The sequence below is a fragment of the Undibacterium sp. Ji22W genome (assembly GCF_049340305.1).
Classification (GTDB): Bacteria; Pseudomonadota; Gammaproteobacteria; order Burkholderiales; family Burkholderiaceae_D; genus Undibacterium.
The window spans coordinates 952,254-972,881 of sequence record NZ_JBMPOU010000003.1 but is presented as its reverse complement, the minus strand read 5'-3'; the positions used below and the strand labels follow the sequence as shown (position 1 = coordinate 972,881).

Annotated in this window: 24 protein-coding genes; 16 read left to right on the top strand and 8 right to left on the bottom strand. The window is 45.6% G+C overall.

The window, feature by feature from the left end; all coding sequences use genetic code 11:
- Positions 1-7: 7 nt before the first annotated feature.
- From ACO0KW_RS16780 to ACO0KW_RS16755, 6 genes are all read left to right on the top strand, one after another.
- Positions 8-664 (top strand): pyridoxamine 5'-phosphate oxidase family protein, encoded by a 657-nt coding sequence (locus tag ACO0KW_RS16780; protein WP_423054484.1) that lies wholly within the window; start codon positions 8-10, stop codon positions 662-664.
- Positions 665-1,172: 508 nt separating this feature from the next.
- Complete coding sequence (locus ACO0KW_RS16775) at positions 1,173-1,613, top strand: YeeE/YedE family protein (RefSeq protein ID WP_423054483.1); 441 nt, start codon at positions 1,173-1,175, stop codon at positions 1,611-1,613.
- Between the two features lie 37 nt (positions 1,614-1,650).
- Positions 1,651-2,088 (top strand): DUF6691 family protein, encoded by a 438-nt coding sequence (locus tag ACO0KW_RS16770; RefSeq protein WP_423054481.1) that lies wholly within the window; start codon positions 1,651-1,653, stop codon positions 2,086-2,088.
- Between the two features lie 312 nt (positions 2,089-2,400).
- Positions 2,401-3,906, top strand: a complete 1,506-nt coding sequence (locus ACO0KW_RS16765) for an aminotransferase class V-fold PLP-dependent enzyme (protein WP_423054480.1) — start codon at positions 2,401-2,403, stop codon at positions 3,904-3,906.
- Between the two features lie 262 nt (positions 3,907-4,168).
- Positions 4,169-4,486, top strand: a complete 318-nt coding sequence (locus ACO0KW_RS16760) for a hypothetical protein (protein WP_423054479.1) — start codon at positions 4,169-4,171, stop codon at positions 4,484-4,486.
- 12 nt (positions 4,487-4,498) lie between these two features.
- Complete coding sequence (locus ACO0KW_RS16755) at positions 4,499-4,993, top strand: hypothetical protein (protein WP_423054478.1); 495 nt, start codon at positions 4,499-4,501, stop codon at positions 4,991-4,993.
- Positions 4,994-5,091: 98 nt separating this feature from the next.
- On the opposite strand, the gene ACO0KW_RS16750 is transcribed toward ACO0KW_RS16755, so the two are convergent.
- Positions 5,092-5,670 (bottom strand): outer membrane beta-barrel protein, encoded by a 579-nt coding sequence (locus ACO0KW_RS16750; RefSeq protein ID WP_423054477.1) that lies wholly within the window; start codon positions 5,668-5,670, stop codon positions 5,092-5,094.
- Between the two features lie 554 nt (positions 5,671-6,224).
- Here ACO0KW_RS16750 and ACO0KW_RS16745 point away from each other — a divergent pair.
- The gene (locus tag ACO0KW_RS16745; RefSeq protein WP_423054476.1) at positions 6,225-6,659 is read left to right on the top strand and encodes a hypothetical protein; all 435 of its coding nucleotides are present in this window, start codon (positions 6,225-6,227) and stop codon (positions 6,657-6,659) included.
- A 4-nt stretch (positions 6,660-6,663) separates the two neighbouring features.
- On the opposite strand, the gene ACO0KW_RS16740 is transcribed toward ACO0KW_RS16745, so the two are convergent.
- Together ACO0KW_RS16740 and ACO0KW_RS16735 are read right to left on the bottom strand one after the other, a co-directional pair.
- Positions 6,664-7,146 (bottom strand): WbuC family cupin fold metalloprotein, encoded by a 483-nt coding sequence (locus ACO0KW_RS16740; protein ID WP_423054474.1) that lies wholly within the window; start codon positions 7,144-7,146, stop codon positions 6,664-6,666.
- A gap of 13 nt (positions 7,147-7,159) precedes the next feature.
- Positions 7,160-7,525 (bottom strand): nucleotide pyrophosphohydrolase, encoded by a 366-nt coding sequence (locus ACO0KW_RS16735; RefSeq protein WP_423054472.1) that lies wholly within the window; start codon positions 7,523-7,525, stop codon positions 7,160-7,162.
- Positions 7,526-7,794: 269 nt separating this feature from the next.
- Here ACO0KW_RS16735 and ACO0KW_RS16730 point away from each other — a divergent pair, with 269 nt between their 5' ends.
- On the top strand, positions 7,795-8,589 hold the full coding sequence (locus tag ACO0KW_RS16730; protein WP_423054470.1) for a phasin family protein: 795 nt from the start codon (positions 7,795-7,797) through the stop codon (positions 8,587-8,589).
- 131 nt (positions 8,590-8,720) lie between these two features.
- On the opposite strand, the gene ACO0KW_RS16725 is transcribed toward ACO0KW_RS16730, so the two are convergent.
- The 5 genes from ACO0KW_RS16725 to ACO0KW_RS16705 form a co-directional block, all read right to left on the bottom strand.
- Positions 8,721-10,997 (bottom strand): molybdopterin cofactor-binding domain-containing protein, encoded by a 2,277-nt coding sequence (locus ACO0KW_RS16725; RefSeq protein WP_423054469.1) that lies wholly within the window; start codon positions 10,995-10,997, stop codon positions 8,721-8,723.
- On the bottom strand, positions 10,994-11,473 hold the full coding sequence (locus ACO0KW_RS16720; protein ID WP_423054467.1) for a (2Fe-2S)-binding protein: 480 nt from the start codon (positions 11,471-11,473) through the stop codon (positions 10,994-10,996). Before ACO0KW_RS16720 ends, ACO0KW_RS16725 begins: the two co-directional genes overlap by 4 nt.
- Positions 11,474-11,629: 156 nt before the next feature.
- Positions 11,630-12,373 carry a hypothetical protein gene (locus tag ACO0KW_RS16715; RefSeq protein WP_423054465.1) on the bottom strand — a complete coding sequence of 248 codons (744 nt, stop codon included), beginning with the start codon at positions 12,371-12,373 and terminating at the stop codon, positions 11,630-11,632.
- Between the two features lie 87 nt (positions 12,374-12,460).
- Positions 12,461-13,228: a class I SAM-dependent methyltransferase gene (locus ACO0KW_RS16710; RefSeq protein ID WP_423054463.1), complete on the bottom strand. Its 768-nt coding sequence runs from the start codon at positions 13,226-13,228 to the stop codon at positions 12,461-12,463.
- Positions 13,229-13,445: 217 nt separating this feature from the next.
- Positions 13,446-14,300 (bottom strand): HDOD domain-containing protein, encoded by an 855-nt coding sequence (locus ACO0KW_RS16705; RefSeq protein ID WP_423054462.1) that lies wholly within the window; start codon positions 14,298-14,300, stop codon positions 13,446-13,448.
- Between the two features lie 230 nt (positions 14,301-14,530).
- On the opposite strand from ACO0KW_RS16705, the gene ACO0KW_RS16700 reads away from it, so the two are divergent.
- The 8 genes from ACO0KW_RS16700 to ACO0KW_RS16665 all read left to right on the top strand — a co-directional run bounded on the left by ACO0KW_RS16700 (position 14,531) and on the right by ACO0KW_RS16665 (position 20,559).
- Positions 14,531-14,902: a hypothetical protein gene (locus ACO0KW_RS16700; protein WP_423054461.1), complete on the top strand. Its 372-nt coding sequence runs from the start codon at positions 14,531-14,533 to the stop codon at positions 14,900-14,902.
- Positions 14,903-14,942: 40 nt separating this feature from the next.
- Complete coding sequence (locus ACO0KW_RS16695) at positions 14,943-15,674, top strand: flagellar brake protein (RefSeq protein ID WP_423054459.1); 732 nt, start codon at positions 14,943-14,945, stop codon at positions 15,672-15,674.
- An 89-nt stretch (positions 15,675-15,763) separates the two neighbouring features.
- Positions 15,764-16,414, top strand: a complete 651-nt coding sequence (locus ACO0KW_RS16690; RefSeq protein ID WP_423054458.1) for an alpha-ketoglutarate-dependent dioxygenase AlkB family protein — start codon at positions 15,764-15,766, stop codon at positions 16,412-16,414.
- 193 nt (positions 16,415-16,607) lie between these two features.
- Positions 16,608-16,964 carry a LiaI-LiaF-like domain-containing protein gene (locus tag ACO0KW_RS16685; RefSeq protein WP_423054456.1) on the top strand — a complete coding sequence of 119 codons (357 nt, stop codon included), beginning with the start codon at positions 16,608-16,610 and terminating at the stop codon, positions 16,962-16,964.
- Between the two features lie 74 nt (positions 16,965-17,038).
- Positions 17,039-17,746 (top strand): LiaI-LiaF-like domain-containing protein, encoded by a 708-nt coding sequence (locus ACO0KW_RS16680; protein WP_423054455.1) that lies wholly within the window; start codon positions 17,039-17,041, stop codon positions 17,744-17,746.
- 35 nt (positions 17,747-17,781) lie between these two features.
- Positions 17,782-18,840: a sensor histidine kinase gene (locus tag ACO0KW_RS16675; RefSeq protein WP_423054454.1), complete on the top strand. Its 1,059-nt coding sequence runs from the start codon at positions 17,782-17,784 to the stop codon at positions 18,838-18,840.
- A 50-nt stretch (positions 18,841-18,890) separates the two neighbouring features.
- Positions 18,891-19,622 carry a LytR/AlgR family response regulator transcription factor gene (locus ACO0KW_RS16670; protein ID WP_423054453.1) on the top strand — a complete coding sequence of 244 codons (732 nt, stop codon included), beginning with the start codon at positions 18,891-18,893 and terminating at the stop codon, positions 19,620-19,622.
- Between the two features lie 94 nt (positions 19,623-19,716).
- A complete protein-coding gene (locus tag ACO0KW_RS16665; RefSeq protein ID WP_423054452.1) occupies positions 19,717-20,559 on the top strand; it encodes a hypothetical protein in 843 nt (280 codons plus the stop codon).
- The last annotated feature ends 69 nt before the right edge of the window (positions 20,560-20,628 follow it).

Below are 20,628 nucleotides of genomic sequence, written 5' to 3'. Positions count from 1 at the left end.
CCTGACTATGAACAAAGCTACTTCAATTGCCCCGAGCGAACGTACACAAGTCCGTCGCATTGCCGAAAATGCCGATTATGAACGCGCCACCTTATATGCAATCATTGATGACGCTTACCTGTGTCATGTGGCATTTGCGGACGATAAGGGCAGTCACTGCATTCCCACTGCTTGTTGGCGTGAAGAAAATTATTTGTATATTCATGCTGCCAATCCAAGCCGTTTAGCAAAAATTTTAGTTAATGGCGCATCAGCGTGTGTCGCTATTACGCATCTGGATGGACTAGTCTTAGCCCGAGCCGCATTTAATCACTCAATGAATTACCGCTCTGCAATGATCTATGGCGTATTTGAACGCGTCGAAGACGAACATAAGGCCGCCTCTATGGCAGCTTTCATGGATAAATTAGCGCTAGGACGCCAACAGCAGGCCCGTCCTGGTAATCGCGCTGAGCTGGCTGGCACGACAGTGATGCGAATTGCGCTGACCGAGGCGGCCTGCAAGGTGCGTAGCGGTGGGCCCAATGACGATGAGGAGGATATGGCATTCGATGTGTGGACAGGTGTACTTCCATTTACCCGGCAGACATTGGCGCCGATTGCCCATGAAAGCAATACCCAAGCGGCGCCAGATTATGTGCGCAATTGGTATCAATCGAAGTAACTCCGCCTAAATTGACATCAACCGCAATCAAAGCTGCGCGTTTACTTAAGTTCTAAAAAACAAAATAAATCAATTCCGACACTAGTCCTGCCGGAATTGAATCGCTTTTCTTTACCATCCGGTACCTCCCGATACTTTCGATTACTCCCTGCACTCTCCTCCCACCTACCGGCATGTGATTCCACCATCTACGCCGTTCAAAACCTTAAATCAATAAAGCAGCTAATACAACACATTGACTTTAGCCCTATAATTATTTTCGGTTTTTAAAAAATAGTGGATGCTGGGCACAGAAAAACTATTTGGTTGACCTGCCTTGTCATGATGAATCCTGTTTCATCAACAGCATGTGCAGTTGGGTTAATCTGATTTCCATCTGACTCTCTATTAAATTTTTTTACTAATTTTTTCCGATTTTTATTCGGCAAAATATCCATACAGAAAAAATTTAATTTAAAAATCAGTCAGTTAAGGTCGAACTTTTTTACATGCTTTTTTAGGATCAAGAATGCCTATCGCTTGGGAACAATTTACGCCGTACACGGCAATCGCTGGTGGTCTTTTAATTGGCACTGCCTCAGTTTTATTATTCGCTGGTATAGGCCGCATTGCTGGTGTCACGGGGATCCTCGCTGGTGCTTTCAATGGCTTCTTCCACGCCAAGAAATATGACTCATGGTGGCGTGTTACTTTTCTATTGGGCATGTTAATCAGCCCTGTGCTGTATAGCGTTTTCACGCCTTTACCAGAGATGAATATTCAAGCCAATTGGCCCGCACTGTTGGTGGCAGGTTTGATCGTCGGTTTTGGGACTCGCCTTGGTTCTGGTTGCACTAGTGGGCACGGTGTGTGTGGGATTTCACGCTTATCGCCACGTTCCATCGTCGCCACCTTAGCCTTTATGGGCGCGGGCTTCCTCACGACTTACCTGATTCGTCACGTAATGTAATCATGCAAGAGTGATTCAATAAAAAGAGAAATAAGAAATGATACTCAGAGTTTTTATCGCCGCGTGCAGCGGCATTATTTTTGGCCTCGGTTTGTTAATCGCAGGCATGGCAAATCCGGCTAAAGTCAGTGCATTTCTAGACCTTGCTGGCGGCTGGGATCCCTCCTTAGCATTAGTGATGGCAGCAGCGATAGGCTTAGCGATTCTGCCTTTCACAATATTGAAAAAGAAGAAGCTATCGTGGTCTGGCGCAACACTCAGTTTTCCGCAAAAAACCGAAATCGATTGGCGCTTAATTGGCGGTAGTTTATTGTTTGGAATCGGCTGGGGCATCGCTGGAATTTGTCCTGGCCCTGCCATTATTTTACTCGGCGCTGGCCTTGCTAAAGGGGCTGGTTTTGTTCTGATGATGTGCATAGGAATGTGGCTGGCAGATCGCTTCAATGGTGCTGCAGTTAGCTTAGGCGACGACTAATTTTTGATCGGAATTTGCCACATAACTTTTTTCAATTTTTAAGCCGATCCGCCTGCTTATTTTTTAAAATAACGCTCAAATCCCCTCAAAAAAAATTGTCTGTCATGCTGATCTGCCCCCGAACATTTTTTCAAAAAAATGTCAGACGGTGCTTTTTTATGTCAAATAAGTCAACTTAACCGTACTTTTCATTAAAATTCAACAGACTTTCTCGTAATTTGTAAATTCCCTGCTCGTATAAGCTTATGTTAACATCGCTGCTTTCTTTATCGCTTTTTTCTTTATAGCCTCTTCAATACGAGAAACACCGCAATGAATAATGCAACAACATCAAGTCAATCGCAGCCGGTCAGTGCTTTAGAGCAACACTTCGCACAGTTCAGAACCCAGATAATTGGTGTTGATCAGCAATTTGAATCGCCGTATGGGATCAAAAATATCGTTTACACCGATTGGACCGCCAGCGGCCGTTTATATCGTCCGATAGAAGAAAAGCTAATGAATGCGTTTGGTCCCTTTGTCGCGAATACACATACCGAAACCACCATTTCTGGCACGGCAATGACGATGGCTTATCATGAAGCCAAACACATTATCAAAAAGCATGTGAACGCGAACGAGAATGACGTGTTAATCAATGACGGCACCGGAATGACCGGAGTCGTGAATAAGTTTCAACGCATTTTGGGATTTAAAATTCCGGAATCATTGAAAGACTACTTTTCTCTCCCACAAGAAAAACGCCCTATCGTTTTCATTTCGCACATGGAACATCACTCGAATCAGACTTCATGGTTAGAGACGATCGCTGACGTGGAAGTGATTCCCGCCGATGAACAAGGCTTATTTTGCGTACAGAACTTGCAAACCCTGCTACTCAAATATCAAGATCGTCCGATCAAGATTGCGTCTATCACATCGTGCTCAAATGTGACTGGCATTAAGACGCCGTATTACGAAGTCGCAAAACTCATGCACCAACAAAACGGCCTGTGCTTTGTCGATTTCGCCTGCTCAGGTCCGTATGTCGAGATCGATATGCATCCTACAGATCCTGAGTGCTACCTAGATGCGATTTTCTTTTCGCCGCACAAATTTTTGGGTGGCCCCGGTACTTCAGGCGTGCTAGTTTTTAACAAAAAACTCTATCGCAATATGGTGCCAGATTGCCCGGGTGGTGGCACGGTGACTTGGACCAATCCTTGGGGCGAACATCAATACATTGATAATATAGAAAGCCGGGAAGACGGCGGTACGCCAGGCTTTTTACAAGTCATCAAAACTGCTTTAGCAATTCAACTAAAAGAAAAAATGGGCGTTGCGAATATTTTGGCGCGCGAAAAAGAATTGACCGACTATGTGTTCGCAGAATTGGGCAAAGTACCAAATCTGAGTATACTCGCGCCACAACATCAAAACCGTTTGGGCGTGATCTCGTTTTTTATTCATGATCTACATTTCAATTTGGGCGTGAAATTATTAAATGACCGTTTTGGTATTCAAACGCGTGGTGGCTGCAGCTGTGCGGGGACTTACGGACATTATTTGCTGAATGTAGATCAAGAAACTTCGCACAAACTGACCGATCAAATCAGCTCTGGCGACCTCACCAGCAAACCAGGCTGGATACGCATGTCTATCCATCCGACAACGACATCGGCAGAAATTGCTTTTGTGTGCGACGGCATCAAACAATTAGCAGCGCACCATCAAGAATGGGCAGATGCCTATCGTTATGATTGCAGCAGCAATGAGTTTATTCACAAAGAAGCTAAGCCAATTGAAGCTACGATGGTTGCAACTTGGTTTGCAACTTAAAAAAGTCAGTTAGCCTAGTGATTTAGTCATCGACTTCTAATCGACTCCGAGGATCGATGGCTAATTTCTTGTTAATCTTCTAGCAGTCGGTGACCCCCTCAATTCCAAAACTCCTAGTTTCGCGTATACTACGTTCTCTCTTCGCATTGAATGCTAAAAAGATATTTTATTCAAACCATCAGTGCGACCAATATAAGCATCCGAACTCTTTGGCCAACATGCCAGGCCAGCTTTAAGCTCTAACTCTCTATCAAGGAACTCCATGTCACAAGTACTTTCCTGGGCCGATATTTCGACCACTGGCATCTCAGAAATCGGTGTACGCCAACAGCACAAACCGGCCGATAATTTTAAGTTTTATAGCAATACTTATGCCGCCAATCAAACGATCGACATTAAGGCGTCCCATGGATTTCGTCTGTATGTCTTAGCTGGCAGTTGCTCACTAACGGTGAATGGGCAAGAACTTGACTTAGAAGCAGAACAATTTATTCAATTAAAAGATGGCGTCTACACATGCAATACGGGTAGCGAAGGCTTAAGTATCGTCAAAGTATTTAACGCTAAAACTAAAAACTAAGAGATCATTTGCATGAGCGATATCGATATGCAAGATGATGCCGAATTGATTCAAGAGGCGCGTGTATGGCAAGCCAAAAGCTGGACTGCGCGCGTCATCAAGAATGAGGACGACGACGGTTGGGCGGTAGCCATGTATAAAGACGGCGAAGCCGAGCCAGCGTTAATTGGCCCGTGGACGATGGGTCGCGATAAAAAAAACCCTAAACCTCTCGACCATAATGCGTTTAATACGTTGGTTAAAACCGCGAGTGAATTTGTGCGTCGGCATGAGCAACAATTGCATGCGAGTTTAAATAAGAGTCTGATCCTCAGTCACATAGACACCGACTACAAAATCTGCTTACAGATCATTCCCGATGACGAAGGTGCGAGTGCATTCTTGAGTGCATACACAATGTTCGACGAACAGATTGCTAAGGTCAAAGTGCGTCCTGATTTCAAACTCAGTCAGGCATCCGCTTTGAATTGGATACAAAACGACTTTGCTCGTTTAAGCTCAGATTAAGCAAAAAAAGAACGCGCGATCAAAATACAGTCTGCTGCAAACCGCATCATGATCGCGCGCTCAACCGGTAAGATCTATTCAGTATTCAGGAATCACTATTAAAACGTATATTGCACGCCAACCGAGAAATTATTCACAGCACTTTTCTCATCACCTATCTTAACGCGACGGGTTTCAACTTCACCACGCAAAGCCACTTCTTTACTGACTTTATAGGTCAAACCCAAACCAAAAACAGGTTGCGTCGAATTTGTATCCGTATCCATCTTCACTAGCGACGGAACGCTCGCAGTGGTATCGACTGACACACGAGCTAGACCGAATTTTGCGAATCCAGCAAAGTCTTCATTAAAATCACGCTTTACAACGCCAGCAAATTCAAAGCCCGTCCCCTTCGCTTCAGCTACGCCAGAAATGCTACCTAAGTTGGCGGTCGCTCTCATTTTACCTAACGAAAAATAACTCGCTTCGAGTGCAAAATTTTTGTCCAAATTGTAGCCGCCGATTACTTTATAGGAGCTACCAGTATTGTCGCAACTTACACCAGATTGAGTGCAATCGGCATTCCATTTTGCCTGACCAACCGTGCCAGCGACGTAGACTTGTGCAGATACACTAGCACCTACCGTCAGGCCTGCCAATAGCATCAAGGATACAAACCATTTTTTCTTCAACATATCAACCTCTGGGTATCTGTCTCCAACAATGTAGAGACATAAAAATAAAAACGCACTTTGCTTCTAATTGTGTACCGCAAGAGGTTCACAACTGAGCGCGAGTCTAGAGATCGCAGAAAGAAAACCACAGCCTGAATTATCAAGTCGCCTTTTATAATCTGAGTGGTACCGATAAACAATACCTTACGAAATACCAAGAACTATGGGAACTAATAAACAAATTTTCGGGTTAGCCAACCAAGATCAACACCTGTTATTTCAATATTTCTTGCTCAATTCATACGCTGTTTGTGCAGGTATCGTGTACTATTTAAACCAAATATTTTTGAAGTTCTTATGTGTTTTTAGCGTGGTTTTTACACTATGTTGTGAGGCACGGCGACTTTATTACAGCCCGACCTACGTCCAATAAGCTTATTTACGGTGATATTCGCTTAAAATCAGTCAAGCAAGCTCTAACTGCTGGCACAACAGTCATTTTGCACCCATTATCGCCACAAGAAATTGTGCGAGCTCCACTCTTTTTAAGCTATTAAGGCGCGTTCAAGAAATTTATGATGAAGATACATGGCGAATGGGAAATCACGGTCATTCGGCAAATATTAATCCGGAGTACGGCAGGCGTCTTTAACGAAGAAGGCACGCGTGCTGTTTTTCAAGAGACGCAACAAAAAGCACCTATTTCGGCGCCTTGGGTTGGATTGACCAACGCGGAAAACTGGGAGATGTCAGGGGCTAGTAGCCTGCAATTATTTCCTGGCATGCGCGAATGGGCGTTTGCCAATAACTGCGCCGCTTTAGCTATCGTTGTCCCGAGCGAACTTAAGAAAAAAATTCACCAACACCAAACTGGCGAATTCAGCCAAGACCGCATTGCCTACTTTTCCAACCTGACACAAGCGTGTGAGTGGTTATGCAGCAAAGGGTTTGCGATTCGCGCAGACGAATATCCACATCACGAATTTATTCGTAGAACCAAGATGCCATAGACTTCTATGCGATCACAAAATAGCTGAGCATTGTATGAAGATAATCGAGCGCTGCTGGATCACCCTCGGCTGGTGCCCAAACGGCACGTTCTGATTCTGTAATAGCAACGTAGGGCCCTGCCTTAGCTTCAAAGAATACCGAACCAGAACTCAAGGCCACCATGCTGTGGAATGTGCCGCATGGAATATGGATGCCGAAGCATTCGCTAGCCGGCGCTAACACCAAACTTTGTTGCACAGCACCGACCACATCGAAAATCAAAACACCGATACACCCTGCGACCACCACCAGCGTTTCATCTTTATCGGCCGCCAGATGGCAATGCGGCTGCACATAGGTGCCTGGTTCTAAGGCATTCAATAACCGATGACAAGACGCTTCATTGTTGGCATGAAAATTTAAATTCTTACGCAGACGCGGATTTTCTTTTGCCTGTGCCGACAATGCTTTTATCATTTGTTGGTCAATGCGTTGAATTGCAGTCATTACACTTCACCTTCTATTTTTTTAATTCTGTGTATTTCAATGCCAATCCCCGTGCAGCTTGCACTGGGTATTTTTGGGCGTTCAATTGAATTTTCTCTGTGGCAGCATCCAACAAATCAACATCTAAGTGATCAGCTAACATGACGAGATAGTTTAAGACATCGGCCATTTCGTGCCGGATCGCAGTATGTGTTTCAACATTTAATTCATCAATTTCACCGGTTTTCAACCATTGAAAAGGTTCTAACAATTCGGCTGCCTCCACCGAAAGCGCGCTGGCCAGATTTTTAGGCGTGTGAAATTGTTGCCAATCGCGTTCTGCTACAAAGGCGCGCAACTGATCTCGTAATTCCTGCAAATTTTGAATTTTTGCTGACATAATTTCTTCCATCTTGACCTAGGCCAGTATTTTACGTGGTATTGATCTGACTCAAACTAAAAATTGCAGGTGGACAAGAAATTGGCTTTTAAATATCGCAATGCAGCAAATATAGCCGCGAAGACTCGCCATTTCCCTCGTCTGGTAATACAATCCGAAATGCTGCAATGCCACAACCCAAAACCCCAATCTGACCTGAATGCATGGATACTTAACGCGAGCATCACCATTTTAGGTTGATGAACTTTACCAAACGCGAAGGAGGAAATATGATTTTTGTTTCAAACCAGCTCACTGCAAAACCGACGCCAGCCTTTGAGCAACAGTTTGCCGCTTATAATAATCTGACACAGTCTCTCAGCGAAGAATTCGATCGCGCCACCGAATTACAAGCACAAACAGTGCAAACGGCGTGGGAAAGTTGGGGCGAGTATTGCAGTGACTTAGGTTTCATTAAAGCCCCACAAGAGTTTTTCATTCGCAGTAGCAATCAAGCCCATACGTTTGCTGCGCAGAGCCAGCAATATATGCACGCTGTGGTCGCTCTTCATCAGCAAATACAAGAAAAATTTATTGCCTTGGGCAAGACAATTTCCCCTATGATGTTAAATAGTATCGTTGAAGTCACCCCATCGGTTGAATTAAAATCCGTTGAATTGAAATCAGTGAAGCAAACAAGCACTGTGCGGCTCAAAGATATAAATCCAGTCAACGCATCAGTCACACCCAAAACAACTCAACGAAAACCCCGTGCCGCCGCAGTAAAAGTCGCATCGATTACTGACGCTGTCAGCAGCACACCAACACCAAAGGCTCGCCAAGTGAAATCAACAAAAAAAACTGAGGTCAATCCGACCAATGAAGTGCCCGCTACCGCATCGGAAGCAGCGGAGACTGTTGCAGCACTTGCAGCAACAACCGCCACGTCTCCCAAAAAATCTGCCGTAGTTGGCTTGCCATCCAAACCCGCGACTAAATCAGGTTTCGCAGGTGCAGCAGGACAACCAGGTTACAAAGCAAAGAGCAGCAAAGCGACTGGCGCGAAGAAACGAGTTCGTCAGTAATTTTTCGGTAGTCCAGTGATCATCTGACAGTGCGGTGAATAAAGTAAAAACCCCGGCAATCACTAAGATTGCCGGGGTTTTTTTGAGCTGTTGCCCATCATACTCTACACTAGCTTGAACTTAATCACCTATCAAGACCAGCGCAAATCACTGCGTGACAAGGGTAATTGACGAATGCGTTTACCAGTCGCGGCGAAGATGGCATTGCACACTGCAGGCGCTAACGGTGGAAATGCTGGTTCACCCAATCCTGTCACAGGAAAATCACTTTTCACAAAATGCACATCGATTTTGGTTGGTGAGTCGGGCATGCGCAGCAAGCCATATTCATTGAAATTACCCTGTACTACCCGACCGCGTTGGATGTCCAACTCTGGAAACATGAGCGTGCTGATACCATCGATCACTGAACCTTGCACCTGATTTTCCGCGCCACTCAAATTCACAATCTGCGAACCAATATCGGTTGCGACCACGACCCGGTCGACTTTCAATTGACCATCTTTGGATACTGTCACCTCTGCAACTTCAGCGATATAGCCACGATGACTGAAATGGAAAGCGATACCTTGCCCCTGACCGCGTGGGAATTTCCGTTGACCCCAACCCGATTTCTCCGCAACTTCTTTCAATACCCGACGCATACGACCGACGTTATAGGGTTGACCACGTTCACCAGTGCCTTGCATGATGTCTTTATCACCCAAGATTTCTAAGCGGAATGCCAGCGGATCACGCCCAGCGGCATGCGCCAGCTCGTCAATAAAGCTATGAAATACCCAGGCGAACACATTACTGCCTGGCGCGCGCCAAGGCCCCATCGGCACCCCAGTTTCCATTGGGGTTTGTTCGAGCAAACAATTTTCTACCCAACGCCCGGGAAATTCTTCGCCAGATAAACTGGCACCACTACCCGGTTGCAAGATGCTTTTACCATCACGCATGATGCGATTTGCGAAGGTCACGAAATGATTGTGCCAAGCGGTCAGTTTGCCTTTGGAATCGACCGCACCACGCAAGAAATGGAAACCACCTGCACGATAATGGTCATGGCGCATATCGTCCTCGCGTGACCAAGTGAGTTTCATTGGCGCATTCACTTTCATCGCGATTGCCGCAGCTTCGATCACATAATCCGCGCTCAAACGACGTCCAAAACCACCGCCGCTGCGGGTCATATGCAAGGTGATTTTTTCTTTAGGGATTTTTAAAACACTGGTGACGATAGCCTGCCCCGCTGCCGGATTTTGCGTCGGCACCCACAGTTCCAAGCTGCCATCTTCAGGCTTATACCAAGCCGTACAATTTTGTGGTTCTATACTTGCATGTGAAATAAACGGATAGCTATAACTGGCTTCTACAGTCTTGGCTGCGTTTGCAAACGCGGTGTTGACATCGCCATCTTTACGCAAATTAATCGCACCCGCTTGTTTTGATAAAGCCTGTGCTTTGCTACTAAAGTCATCCCAGCTTTCATTGACGACTTTGCCTTCATCCCACACCACCTTCAATTGTTTACGTGCCGCAAAACTAGCCCAGGTCGACTCTGCAATGATCGCGACGCCTGACATTAGCCCATTCAAATTCTCGGTACCTTCGATAATGAAAGCATCGCGTATACCGGGCAAGGCTTTAATCGCCTCAAGATTCGCACTAACTACTTTACCTCCGAAAGCCGGACATTTTTCATAGACTGCATACAACATGCCAGGTACTTTGACATCGATTCCAAACAAGGGCTTACCAGTGACGATTTCTTTATTGTCGACACCACCGATGCGACTACCAATCAAAGTATATTTGGCGGGATCTTTTAACTTGACCGTCTTTACATCGGGCACAGGCAACGCTGCGGCCAAACTCACCAGACTGGCATAGCTCGCCTGACGTTTACTCGCTGCATGAATGACTTTGCTCTTTTCAGCGTGGCATTCAGTTACAGGCACTTGCCATTTTTGTGCAGCGGCGGTAATCAGCATAGTACGAGCCAATGCACCAAGCTTTAGAAATTCGTCATAATTTAAAGGGGTTGATAAAGATCCTCCTGCGAACTGACCGCCATAGGCCGGATTTAAATCACCCTGTACTATCTTCACATCCTTCCAATTAACTTCTAATTCCTCTGCAATGACCATAGGCAATGAGGTCTTAATGCCCTGTCCGATTTCAGGTTGCTTAGAAATCAAAGTGACGCTGCCCTCACTACTGATTTTGATCAATGCACTTGGCGTAAAAGCGCTCCCCTCAACTGGTTTCGCTACCGCTTGTTCTGCATGGAGATCCAAATTCCAAAAACTCCCCAACACCAAAGCCGTACCACCGACGCCAGTTTGCTGCAAAAAATCACGGCGCGAAGAGTTCTCGACAGGCGAGATTGGCAACGCAAAATTCATATGAGTCGTTTTCATTTTTTACCTTTCTGAGTACGAGCAATTTCAGCTGCACGATGAATCCCAGCACGTATCCGCATATAGGTTGCGCAGCGACACAGATTGCCGCCCATTGCCGCATCAATATCAGCATCACTCGGCTGCGGATTATCTTTTAACAAAGCGGCTGCACTCATAATTTGCCCAGCCTGGCAATAGCCACACTGAGGCACATCCAGCTCTTGCCAAGCCTGTTGTAAAGGCGTAGCAGCCTTGGGATCAACACCTTCTATCGTCGTCACCTTTTGGCGACCAACGCTGGACACTGGCGTCATGCAAGAACGCGTCGGTACGCCATTGATTTGTACCATGCAGGCACCGCACTGACCGACGCCACATCCATATTTAGTACCGACTAAGTTCAAAGAATCTCGTAGTGCCCATAGTAAAGGCGTGTCCGGAACGACATCGAGCGATTTCATCTCGCCATTAACACTCAGTGAATATTTACTCATACAAACTCCTTAAGATCGGGCTTTCATTCTGCGATGGAAGTACTGATAATTCATTTCAACTATTAGGCATGGTGAGTCGATAGAAATGAGGCGAAGTGCACAGATCGCAAAGCGCAACTTATGACTTGCTTCTTGCTACTTGCTACTTGTCACATATTACTTACCACATGCCTGTGCTATGTCTTTTTCTAAACTGCGTTTTTGTTGTTGCAGGCTCTGCATGGTCGCGACATCGGCACCTGCACGTAAATTGGCGCTCACTATCTCTAACTGCGTTTTCAGATTGGGGCATGGCAAACGCTTTTTCGTACCGACATTATCTGCGTCTGAAGCGGCGTTCTCAGCGGCACTTGTCACGGTAGATTTGTCCTGTTGGGTTACTTTACCATTCGACTTGTCCGCCGATTTATCCGTCGTTTGCATAGCTTGTTGCGCTTTACGAAGCGCTTGCAACATCTCGGCATCGGGCACAACGCCTAAACGCTTGCTGAGATCACTACGCAAAGCTCGCTCTTGCATACAATTCTTTTCTATATTGGTACGGATATCATTCGAATTGCCCCGTACTGCATAGATATCGGAAATCAATTGGCTTTGCTCATCACTACTAGATTTCGCCAGTAAATCATTTTTTTGCGCACCGCCCTCACGCATCCAGATAATTTTCTTAGCCTCATCACCACGTCGCTTACAAACTGGATCGACTACCTCGGTGACATCTGTAGAATTCTGGGTGCGCGCCTGATTATTTCCTATGACAACGCCCTGCTGACCATTCGCACAAGGTTTATCCTGATAGCTGCTACCGCAACGGTACATCGTTTGCGACTGCGCACGCACAGTGAGCAGACTGAGGATAATTCCAATCATCATGGAAGCAATCAGAAAACGCGCCGGCATAAGGCTTTTACTCCATTCAGAACACGAAATAAAAAAACCCATACAGCACAGATGTGATGAATGGGCTTTCTTCATACTGGCAAAAATTTATGGCTTTACAAATTTCAAAGTCATACGATCACTCTCGCCGATTGCTGTGTATTTTTCTTTATCTTTGTCTTTGTTCGCTAACACGGGTGGCAATGCCCAGACACCGCCTTCATGGTTGGCATTGTCCTTGGCATTCGCATTCACTTCTGATTTTGCAGCCAATTTGAAGCCCACGCTTTCGGCCAGTTTGATGATGAAAGCTTCATGCACGTAACCCGTGCTGGCTTTCGGATCTTGCGTCATACTGGTCGGCAGACGATGCTCAACCACGCCAAACACGCCACCTGGTTTTAATGCGTCAAACGCACTTTGAAATACGTCTTTCACTGCGCTGTCATTGATGGCAATCCAATTATGCACATTACGGAAAGTGAGCACCACGTCCACACTGTTCTTAGGCGCGTAATCAATTTTTTTACCCGGTGCGAAATCGCCATAGGTCGCTTTGTCATATAGCGCAGGCAGAGCTTCGAGTTTGGTTTTCAATTTTGCGCCAGCGCCTGCCAGTATCAATTTGCCGTCTTTACGCAAATATGGGCCAAGAATTTCCGTATACCAGCCACCGCCAGGTGCTAATTCAACGACAGTCGATTTCGCATCAACTCCAAAAAACTTCAAAGTTTCATATGGATGACGCGCAGCATCGCGCATCACATTCTCAGGACTACGCTGCTGATTGGCAATGGCGGTCTTCAAGTCATCGTTGGCAAGAACAGTTTGGCTACTTGCAGCAACAATTGCCAACGCCACTAATATTTTTTTCATAGCTACTCCAGTGAATTAAGTTGAACATCTTGAGAGAAATGATCATCAACATCCCACGGATTACTCCTGTGGTTATGATCGGTATTCTCCAGAAATAGAAATCGCCCTTCTTAGAGCAAACAATTTGCAATTAGTTCAGCGATTTCAAAAACACTTATCCTATTCTTACGCAGCCGTCTGATATCGAACTCTAAGGCCTATGCACAAACCGACAATGCTAGGCAATGACTTTCAAAATTTGTGCGATTTCTTGTCGTGTCTCGATCATCAATCGCTCCGTCTCTTTTTCATCCAATTGGAGATTCTTCAAGGCAATCGGCATCGCACTCCAGTCGATATCAAGCAAAGATTGTTTGACGAAGCTCACATCAAGAAAATCCGCAGCCGCAATGACATCGGTCAATGTGGGACGGCTGTGCTCGGGTAAATCCTGACGCTTTCTATTCATTACCGCGTCCCGAATATCGTCAGACACTTCCCAGCTTTCCAGAATTGCGACACCGATGTCGGCATGCCATTGATCAATCAAATCCCACAAGGCTTCGCTCGAACTAAATAATCCTTGATAATTGTGTGCTCGGCTTAAAATATAAAATTTACCAATGTCATGCAAGAGCCCTGCCACCATCGCCTTATCTGGGCTCAACTTTGTGCGATTTTTGGCGATAACGAACGACAGCGCCGCGACTCGCATACTACGCGTCCACAGGCCTTCCATCGGCTCTGACATCGATGTATCTTGCTGCTGATCTTTTAATTGTTTCATACCAACAGAAATGGCAATATTTCTGACCACTCCGAATCCAAGCAGGGTCACAGCGACCCGCAATTCTTCAATTTTTTTCGAGGTACGGTTGAACATCGGGGTATTCGACAACATCAAAATTTGTGCTGACAATACCGGTTCAGTGCTGATGATACGCGCGACTTGGTCGCTCGGCATATTCACATCGTCTAAGGCTTGACGAATTTTCATCGTCGTTTTGAGTGAAGTTGGAAATACCAAATTCCGGGACGACAATTCGGCGCTGAGTCCCTTTATAAATTCAAATTCTGATTCTCGTTGATTCATTGCTAAGAGTAAAAAATTCCGTTGGTAACATTGTTTTTTGAAGTTGCCATGGTAAAACAAATGCTGCGCTTGGTGTCCAATTATCGTAAGAAGCTGCTTTTTTTGTGGAAAATTCCATAATCACCACACAAGAACTCAAAATCTGTATAAAAACACAGGCTTACCATTGGGGCAGGAGAAACTTTCTGGTAACCTCACTAGCAACACTAAATCAGCTCGGGAGAACCCGTATGTTTACCGAAGACGACTTTTTTGCGATCAGTAAGTTCTTGAGATTGGGTGTGCGCATCACAGTCAAAAACCCGATGGGACAAAATCCCGTGTTTTCGACGAGCTTCCCGAATCCGAAAGGCGGCACGGTCACCATTGAAGTAACTAGTCTATACGATGTTGAAAAAAAATTACGCGCTCTGCTCGCGAGCGATGTACCGGTGAAAACCAAGTTAACACCGTTCACTTATTTAGGGACTAACTTTCAAGGCGTTCTATATTGCACCAAGGGAACCAACGACTATGTCGTCCAAGAGACGCGCAATCTATTTGGCATGGAATCGAAAGCAATTATCCGTAGCGCAGAACATTTTATTCAGTTATTACAGTAGAGTTTTTAATGTTTCAAAGAATACAAAGTAAAGGAAGTTCATGTCGGCCTCGCTAAGCAATGAACAAATCGAGGATCGTTATTTTCTGCTCGGCCAGGTAGAAATTCTCAGTACGCTCAATGATCTCGCGCACAAGCGCGAGGCGGTTTCTGTTTATTTTAATGGGGGTCAACATTTCATTTTGAGCCTAATTCTATCTGCTCGCCCTGATGGTCTGGTATTTGACCTAGGCGGCGATCCCAAATCAAATGCCTTATTAGAAAAAGCAGAGCAATGCGTATTTATGGCGTTTCCCGATGGGATCCGGGTGCAGTTTAGCGGTTTTAACCCACAACGATTCAGCTGGGGCGATCAAGATGCATTTTGGGTACCAATACCTACCAGAATTATTCGTCTGCAAAGACGAGAAAATTATCGCAATTTATTACCAATTGCGAACCCATTTCGGGCCAAACTCAGCGATCAAGACGGCGATTTGATCGCCAACTGGCCTATGCATGATCTAAGCGTCGGGGGCTTTGGCGTTGTCATTGATGGCGAGCCTAAATTTAAAGTGGGTGACACCATACACCGCGTCTGGATCACACTATCACCAAAAACCAATTTGCATTGCGCTGTCATCGTCAGGCACATTACGCAAATCGAAAAACACAAAGGCCTGCGCTATCAAATCGGCTTTAGTTTTGTTGATTTGCCACGCGCTATGGATATCGCAGTACAACGAACGATTATTCATATTGAGTATGAGCGGCATCGCTTATTGGGGAAATAGTTTAGAAAACCCATTTGAAAAGTATTCTCACAAAAATTCAAATAAATTTCCCCCATTTACAAAATTCCGTTCATTTTCAATCCACCGATATGCAAGCATCTCTCTTCGATCCACCACAAGAAGGCGAACTGATTGAGCTCGATAACGCACGCTTAGATTATTTCCCGAACTTTTACACACAAACGAAAGCAGATGAACTACTCACAGCGTTGCAACGAGAAATACCGTGGCGACAAGAACAAATTCGTATTGCTGGGATACAGCGTCTTCAACCACGCCTGAGTGCCTGGTTCGGCGATGCCGAAGCGACATATACGTACTCCGGTTTACATTTATTTCCACAAGTCTGGACACCTCTTTTACTAGACATCAAACAGAATATCGACCACGTCGTCGCAGATACTTTTAGACTGCAAACACCCTCTTATTTCAACAGTGTTCTTCTCAATTATTACCGCGACCAACATGATAGTATGGGCTGGCACAGTGATGATGAAACCGAGTTGGGAGCACAACCAGTGATTGCATCACTCAGTTTGGGTGGCAGTCGGGTCTTTGCGCTGAAACACAAAAAACGTAAAGAATTGAATTATAAAATTTCTTTAGCACACGGTAGCCTCTTAATCATGTCTGGCAATACACAAAAACATTGGTTGCACGCGATCGCCAAAGAAACACAGGTTTGCAATGCTCGAATTAACTTAACATTCCGGCAGATTCTTCCTAGAAAAATTCTGTGAAGTTGCGGCAAAGAAGCCCGCATTTCGTCATTCACCGACTCGAGTCCGCTGTTCGCCGAATACGGCATGACTTCCTAATCATGTTGTTTTATCTTATCGATGTGGCGCACGACATCGTGTGCCAAACGAATAAATCGCCCAGGCAAAATTCAGTTTTTAGCTGGGTTTAGCGCAAACATCGAAAGGAAACATCATGTCAAATCGAAATCGCTTCAATGGCTATAACAGCAAAGATAACATCAGTTTCGGTATCGTCTTAATCGTCCTCGGCAGCTTCTTTTTGCTGGATCGGCTCAATATGATCAATGCCCGAGAATACTATCAATACTGGCCCGCGCTTATTGCATTGTCCGGCGTGATCTGTGTGGTACGCGCAAGCCAACTACCAGAAGTACTCGATGGTTTTATGCAGATCGGCATAGCTGCCTGGCTGTATGCAGTGACTCAGCACCTATATGGTCTGACTTGGTCGAATAGCTGGCCGCTCTTTATTATCGCGATTGGCATCAATATCGTGATCAAGTATTTTGCAGAGAAACCTAAAACCTGATTCGCACACTACGCAATTTTTATTCGATCCTCATTACCCCCTAATTTCGCCATCCTGCAAACAAAGGAAAAATCATGAAAAACGGTAACCCGCAACAGCGCCTTCTACTTGGTGCATTCATTGTCGTCATCGGTGCGTTAGCGCTACTCGATAATCTTCGCATATTTAACACCAGCGATCTGCTACAGTTCTGGCCCACAGTGTTTGTTATTGCCGGTGCTATTAAGTTATCTCAGGCAAACACCCGTTCTGGATACATCGTGGGCGGTGGATTAATCGCAGCAGGTACGGTAATGACACTCAACCGTCTCGGCATCGTCAGCATTCGCATGCGTGACTGGTGGCCGGTACTTCTAATCGGTGCTGGCTTATTGGTCATCTTCAAAGATAAGACAACGACGATGATTCACGGTTTGAATCGCAATGCGGTTCCCCAAAACAGTGCAACATCCAACGATTCTTTACTCGATATCGTGGCAATCATGAGCGGCCATCAAGGTAATATTGCTTCGTCGGATTTTCGTGGTGGTGCGATCACTGCCATCATGGGCGGTGTTGAACTTGACCTGCGCAATGCGGTGATTCAAACTGAAGCTGTATTGAACGTCACAGCGTTTTGGGGGGGTATCGCATTAAAAATTCCAGCGGATTGGACTGTTGTCAATAATGGCTTTGCATTCTTGGGCGGGATTGATGATTCTAGTGTGCCAACGATGAACGCAAGTAAACGTCTTATCCTCACTGGCACTGCTGTCATGGGTGGCGTTGAAATTAAAAACTAAGCGCCTACGCGAATAGAAAACGGAGACCAGCGAGTATGAATCCTATCTTATCCAATTTGCGTCATATCACATTGAGTTACGCCATTTGGTTATTAGTAGGATGCTTACTCGCTACGCTACTTGTATTGACGAATAGTAGTCCTTGGAGCAATGCACTATTCTTCGCCATTCCTATGAGCTTGGTATTTGGAAGCATAGCCGCATCCGCCTACTATGTTGGCCGCGCCTTACCGCTCAAAAACCGACGCTTCATGATGGTTGCTGGCGTTTTTGGCGGATCTGCTTTGCTGTATGGTGCCCTTTGGGTTTTGCTCTGCTTTCTATGGAATAAATTGAGTGTATTCTTTGATGAAAACTGGGCTGGCATTGTATTAAATCAACATCTCACCAGTTTATTGTTTATCGGCGGTACTTTACTGTATCTGCTCTCCATCTTAATCTATGACGTCTTGCTAGCGCTCGACAATGTACGCCATGCGGAAAGACGCGAAGCGGCTTCGGAGGTTTTCGCCCGCGAAGCAGAATTGCAAGTACTGCGTACGCAGATCAACCCGCACTTTTTGTTTAATAGTCTCAACTCGATCAGCGCTTTAACTACGATAGATGCAGCAGGTGCGCGCACGATGACAATCGAGTTGGCACAATTTTTTCGACAAACGCTCGCACTGTCAGAAAAACAAAAAATTCCACTGATTGAAGAAATCGCACTTTGCAATCATTTTCTCGCCATTGAAAAAATCCGTTTTGGGAAAAAATTACAAGTGCAGATGGACCTCGACGACGATACTGAAAACTGCCTGATACCGCCCATGCTATTACAGCCGCTATTAGAAAACGCGATTAAACATGGGATTCGAGATCTGGTTGAAGGCGGTACGATTCGAGTCAGTAGTAAAGTACGTGCTCCCTGGTTATTTATTGCGATTGACAATCCCATTGACGCACACGCACACCCAGCCCCGGGAACTGGAACCGGGCTCAAAAACATGCAAGCAAGGATTCGCAGTTTGTATGGCGACAAATCCCGAGTCGAATGGCAAGCAACAGAGAACCTGTTTCGTGTAGAACTCACCTTACCTTTAGAACGGGCGTAAAAAGCCCGCAACAACATACAAACCACCGATCACCAATATACACACAAACCATGAGCATCAGACTACGCGCCCTAATTATCGACGATGAAGAATTAGCCCGTCGTCTCAGTAAAGAATATTTACGTTCACATGCGGACATCGACATCGTCGGCGAATGCGAAAATGGTCTGGAAGCCATTGAAGCAATTACAGCACAGCAGCCAGACTTGATTTTTCTTGATATACAAATGCCCAAACTAAATGGTTTCGAAGTCTTGGAAGCAACGGGACGCAGAGAGGGTGTCATTTTCACCACTGCTTACGATCAATACGCATTGAAGGCATTTGATCAGCATGCCGTCGACTATTTACTCAAACCTTACTCGCAACAACGCTTTGACGATGCTTTGAATAAGGCTCGCAAGTTACTTGGACAAACGTCGACGGAAGTAATCGATTTAGTTGCACACACTAATGCCATGCCAGAACGTCTGACTGTCAGAGATCGGGGCCAGACTCATGTCATCCCGATTGCCCAAATCGACTATATCGAAGCACAAGATGACTATGTGCAAATTCATTTCAATGGAAAATCACTACTCAAAACACAAAGCCTCTCGGATTTAGAGAAACAACTCAATCCAACACTTTTTGTGCGCATCCACCGCTCGACTATCATCCGGCTACAAGCACTAAAATGCTTAGAACGTGCAAGCAAAGACAGTTATCAAGCAGTTATGCTGAATGGTGTTATTCTTCCGATTAGCCGTTCTGGCTATGACCGTATCAAGGGAATGCTGTAAAGTGCTGGTCTTTCGTATTTAGACCACCTTTAGAAACTCAAGCATTGTGACGTCGCAATAAATTTGCCTGACGTCGCAATCTGAGTGAGGCACCATGCAAATCATCATCAATCAAGAACTACGCGACTACATCGATCCACTCACAACCCATGAATACCTGGCACTCGAACGCAGCCTGTTAAAAGAAGGCTGCCGCGATGCACTGGTCTTATGGGGAGAAACCTTGATCGACGGCCATAACCGTTATGCGATCTGTCAAAAACATCACATCCCTTTTCAAACTAAACAGAATGACACTTTTCAAAGTGTTGAAGATGTGATGCTATGGATGATCGACAATCATTTAGCACGTCGCAGTGTTTCTAGCTTTCAGCGCGGTGTGTTGGCGTTGCGCAAAAAGGAAATTATTACTACCCGTCGTAAAGACAAAAGCAGCAAAGAAAAAGCCGCAGAAGCTGAATTGGCAGCAAAAGAACCTGATCCAGTCTCGGTCGAAACTCGTGACGACATTGCCAAAGTGGCAGGATTAAGCAAACCCGCTGTCGCTCAAATTGAAAAAATCCGTAAAGCCGCAACGCCTGAATTAGTTGAAGCGGTGCGTGCTGGCACGATTTCCATCAACACTGCCGCCACGATTTCATCGCTCCCGAGTGAGCAGCAAGTAGCCGCAGTCGCTGGTGGCAAAAAGGAGTTGCAACAAGCTGCGCGTCAATTGAGACAAGTCCGCACACCACGCGTCAGTGGCGAAGCGACAGCCGCTAGCGCTGATGCTAATGGTGGGGCAACGGAGTCAGCAGCGGTTTCCAGCTCACAGAGTACATCGGCTTCAACACCTGAAGAAACATCTGAAATCGAACGTTTACGGTCTGAAAATCAGACTTTGAAGCAACAAATCGCCGAATTGACTGCACAGCTGATTGCAGTTCAGGCCCAATAGATAAATAAAGTACAGAAATCGCGCCTAAAGGCGCGCTCAATTTTTCTAAAAATTGTCTAAATGTCGCAA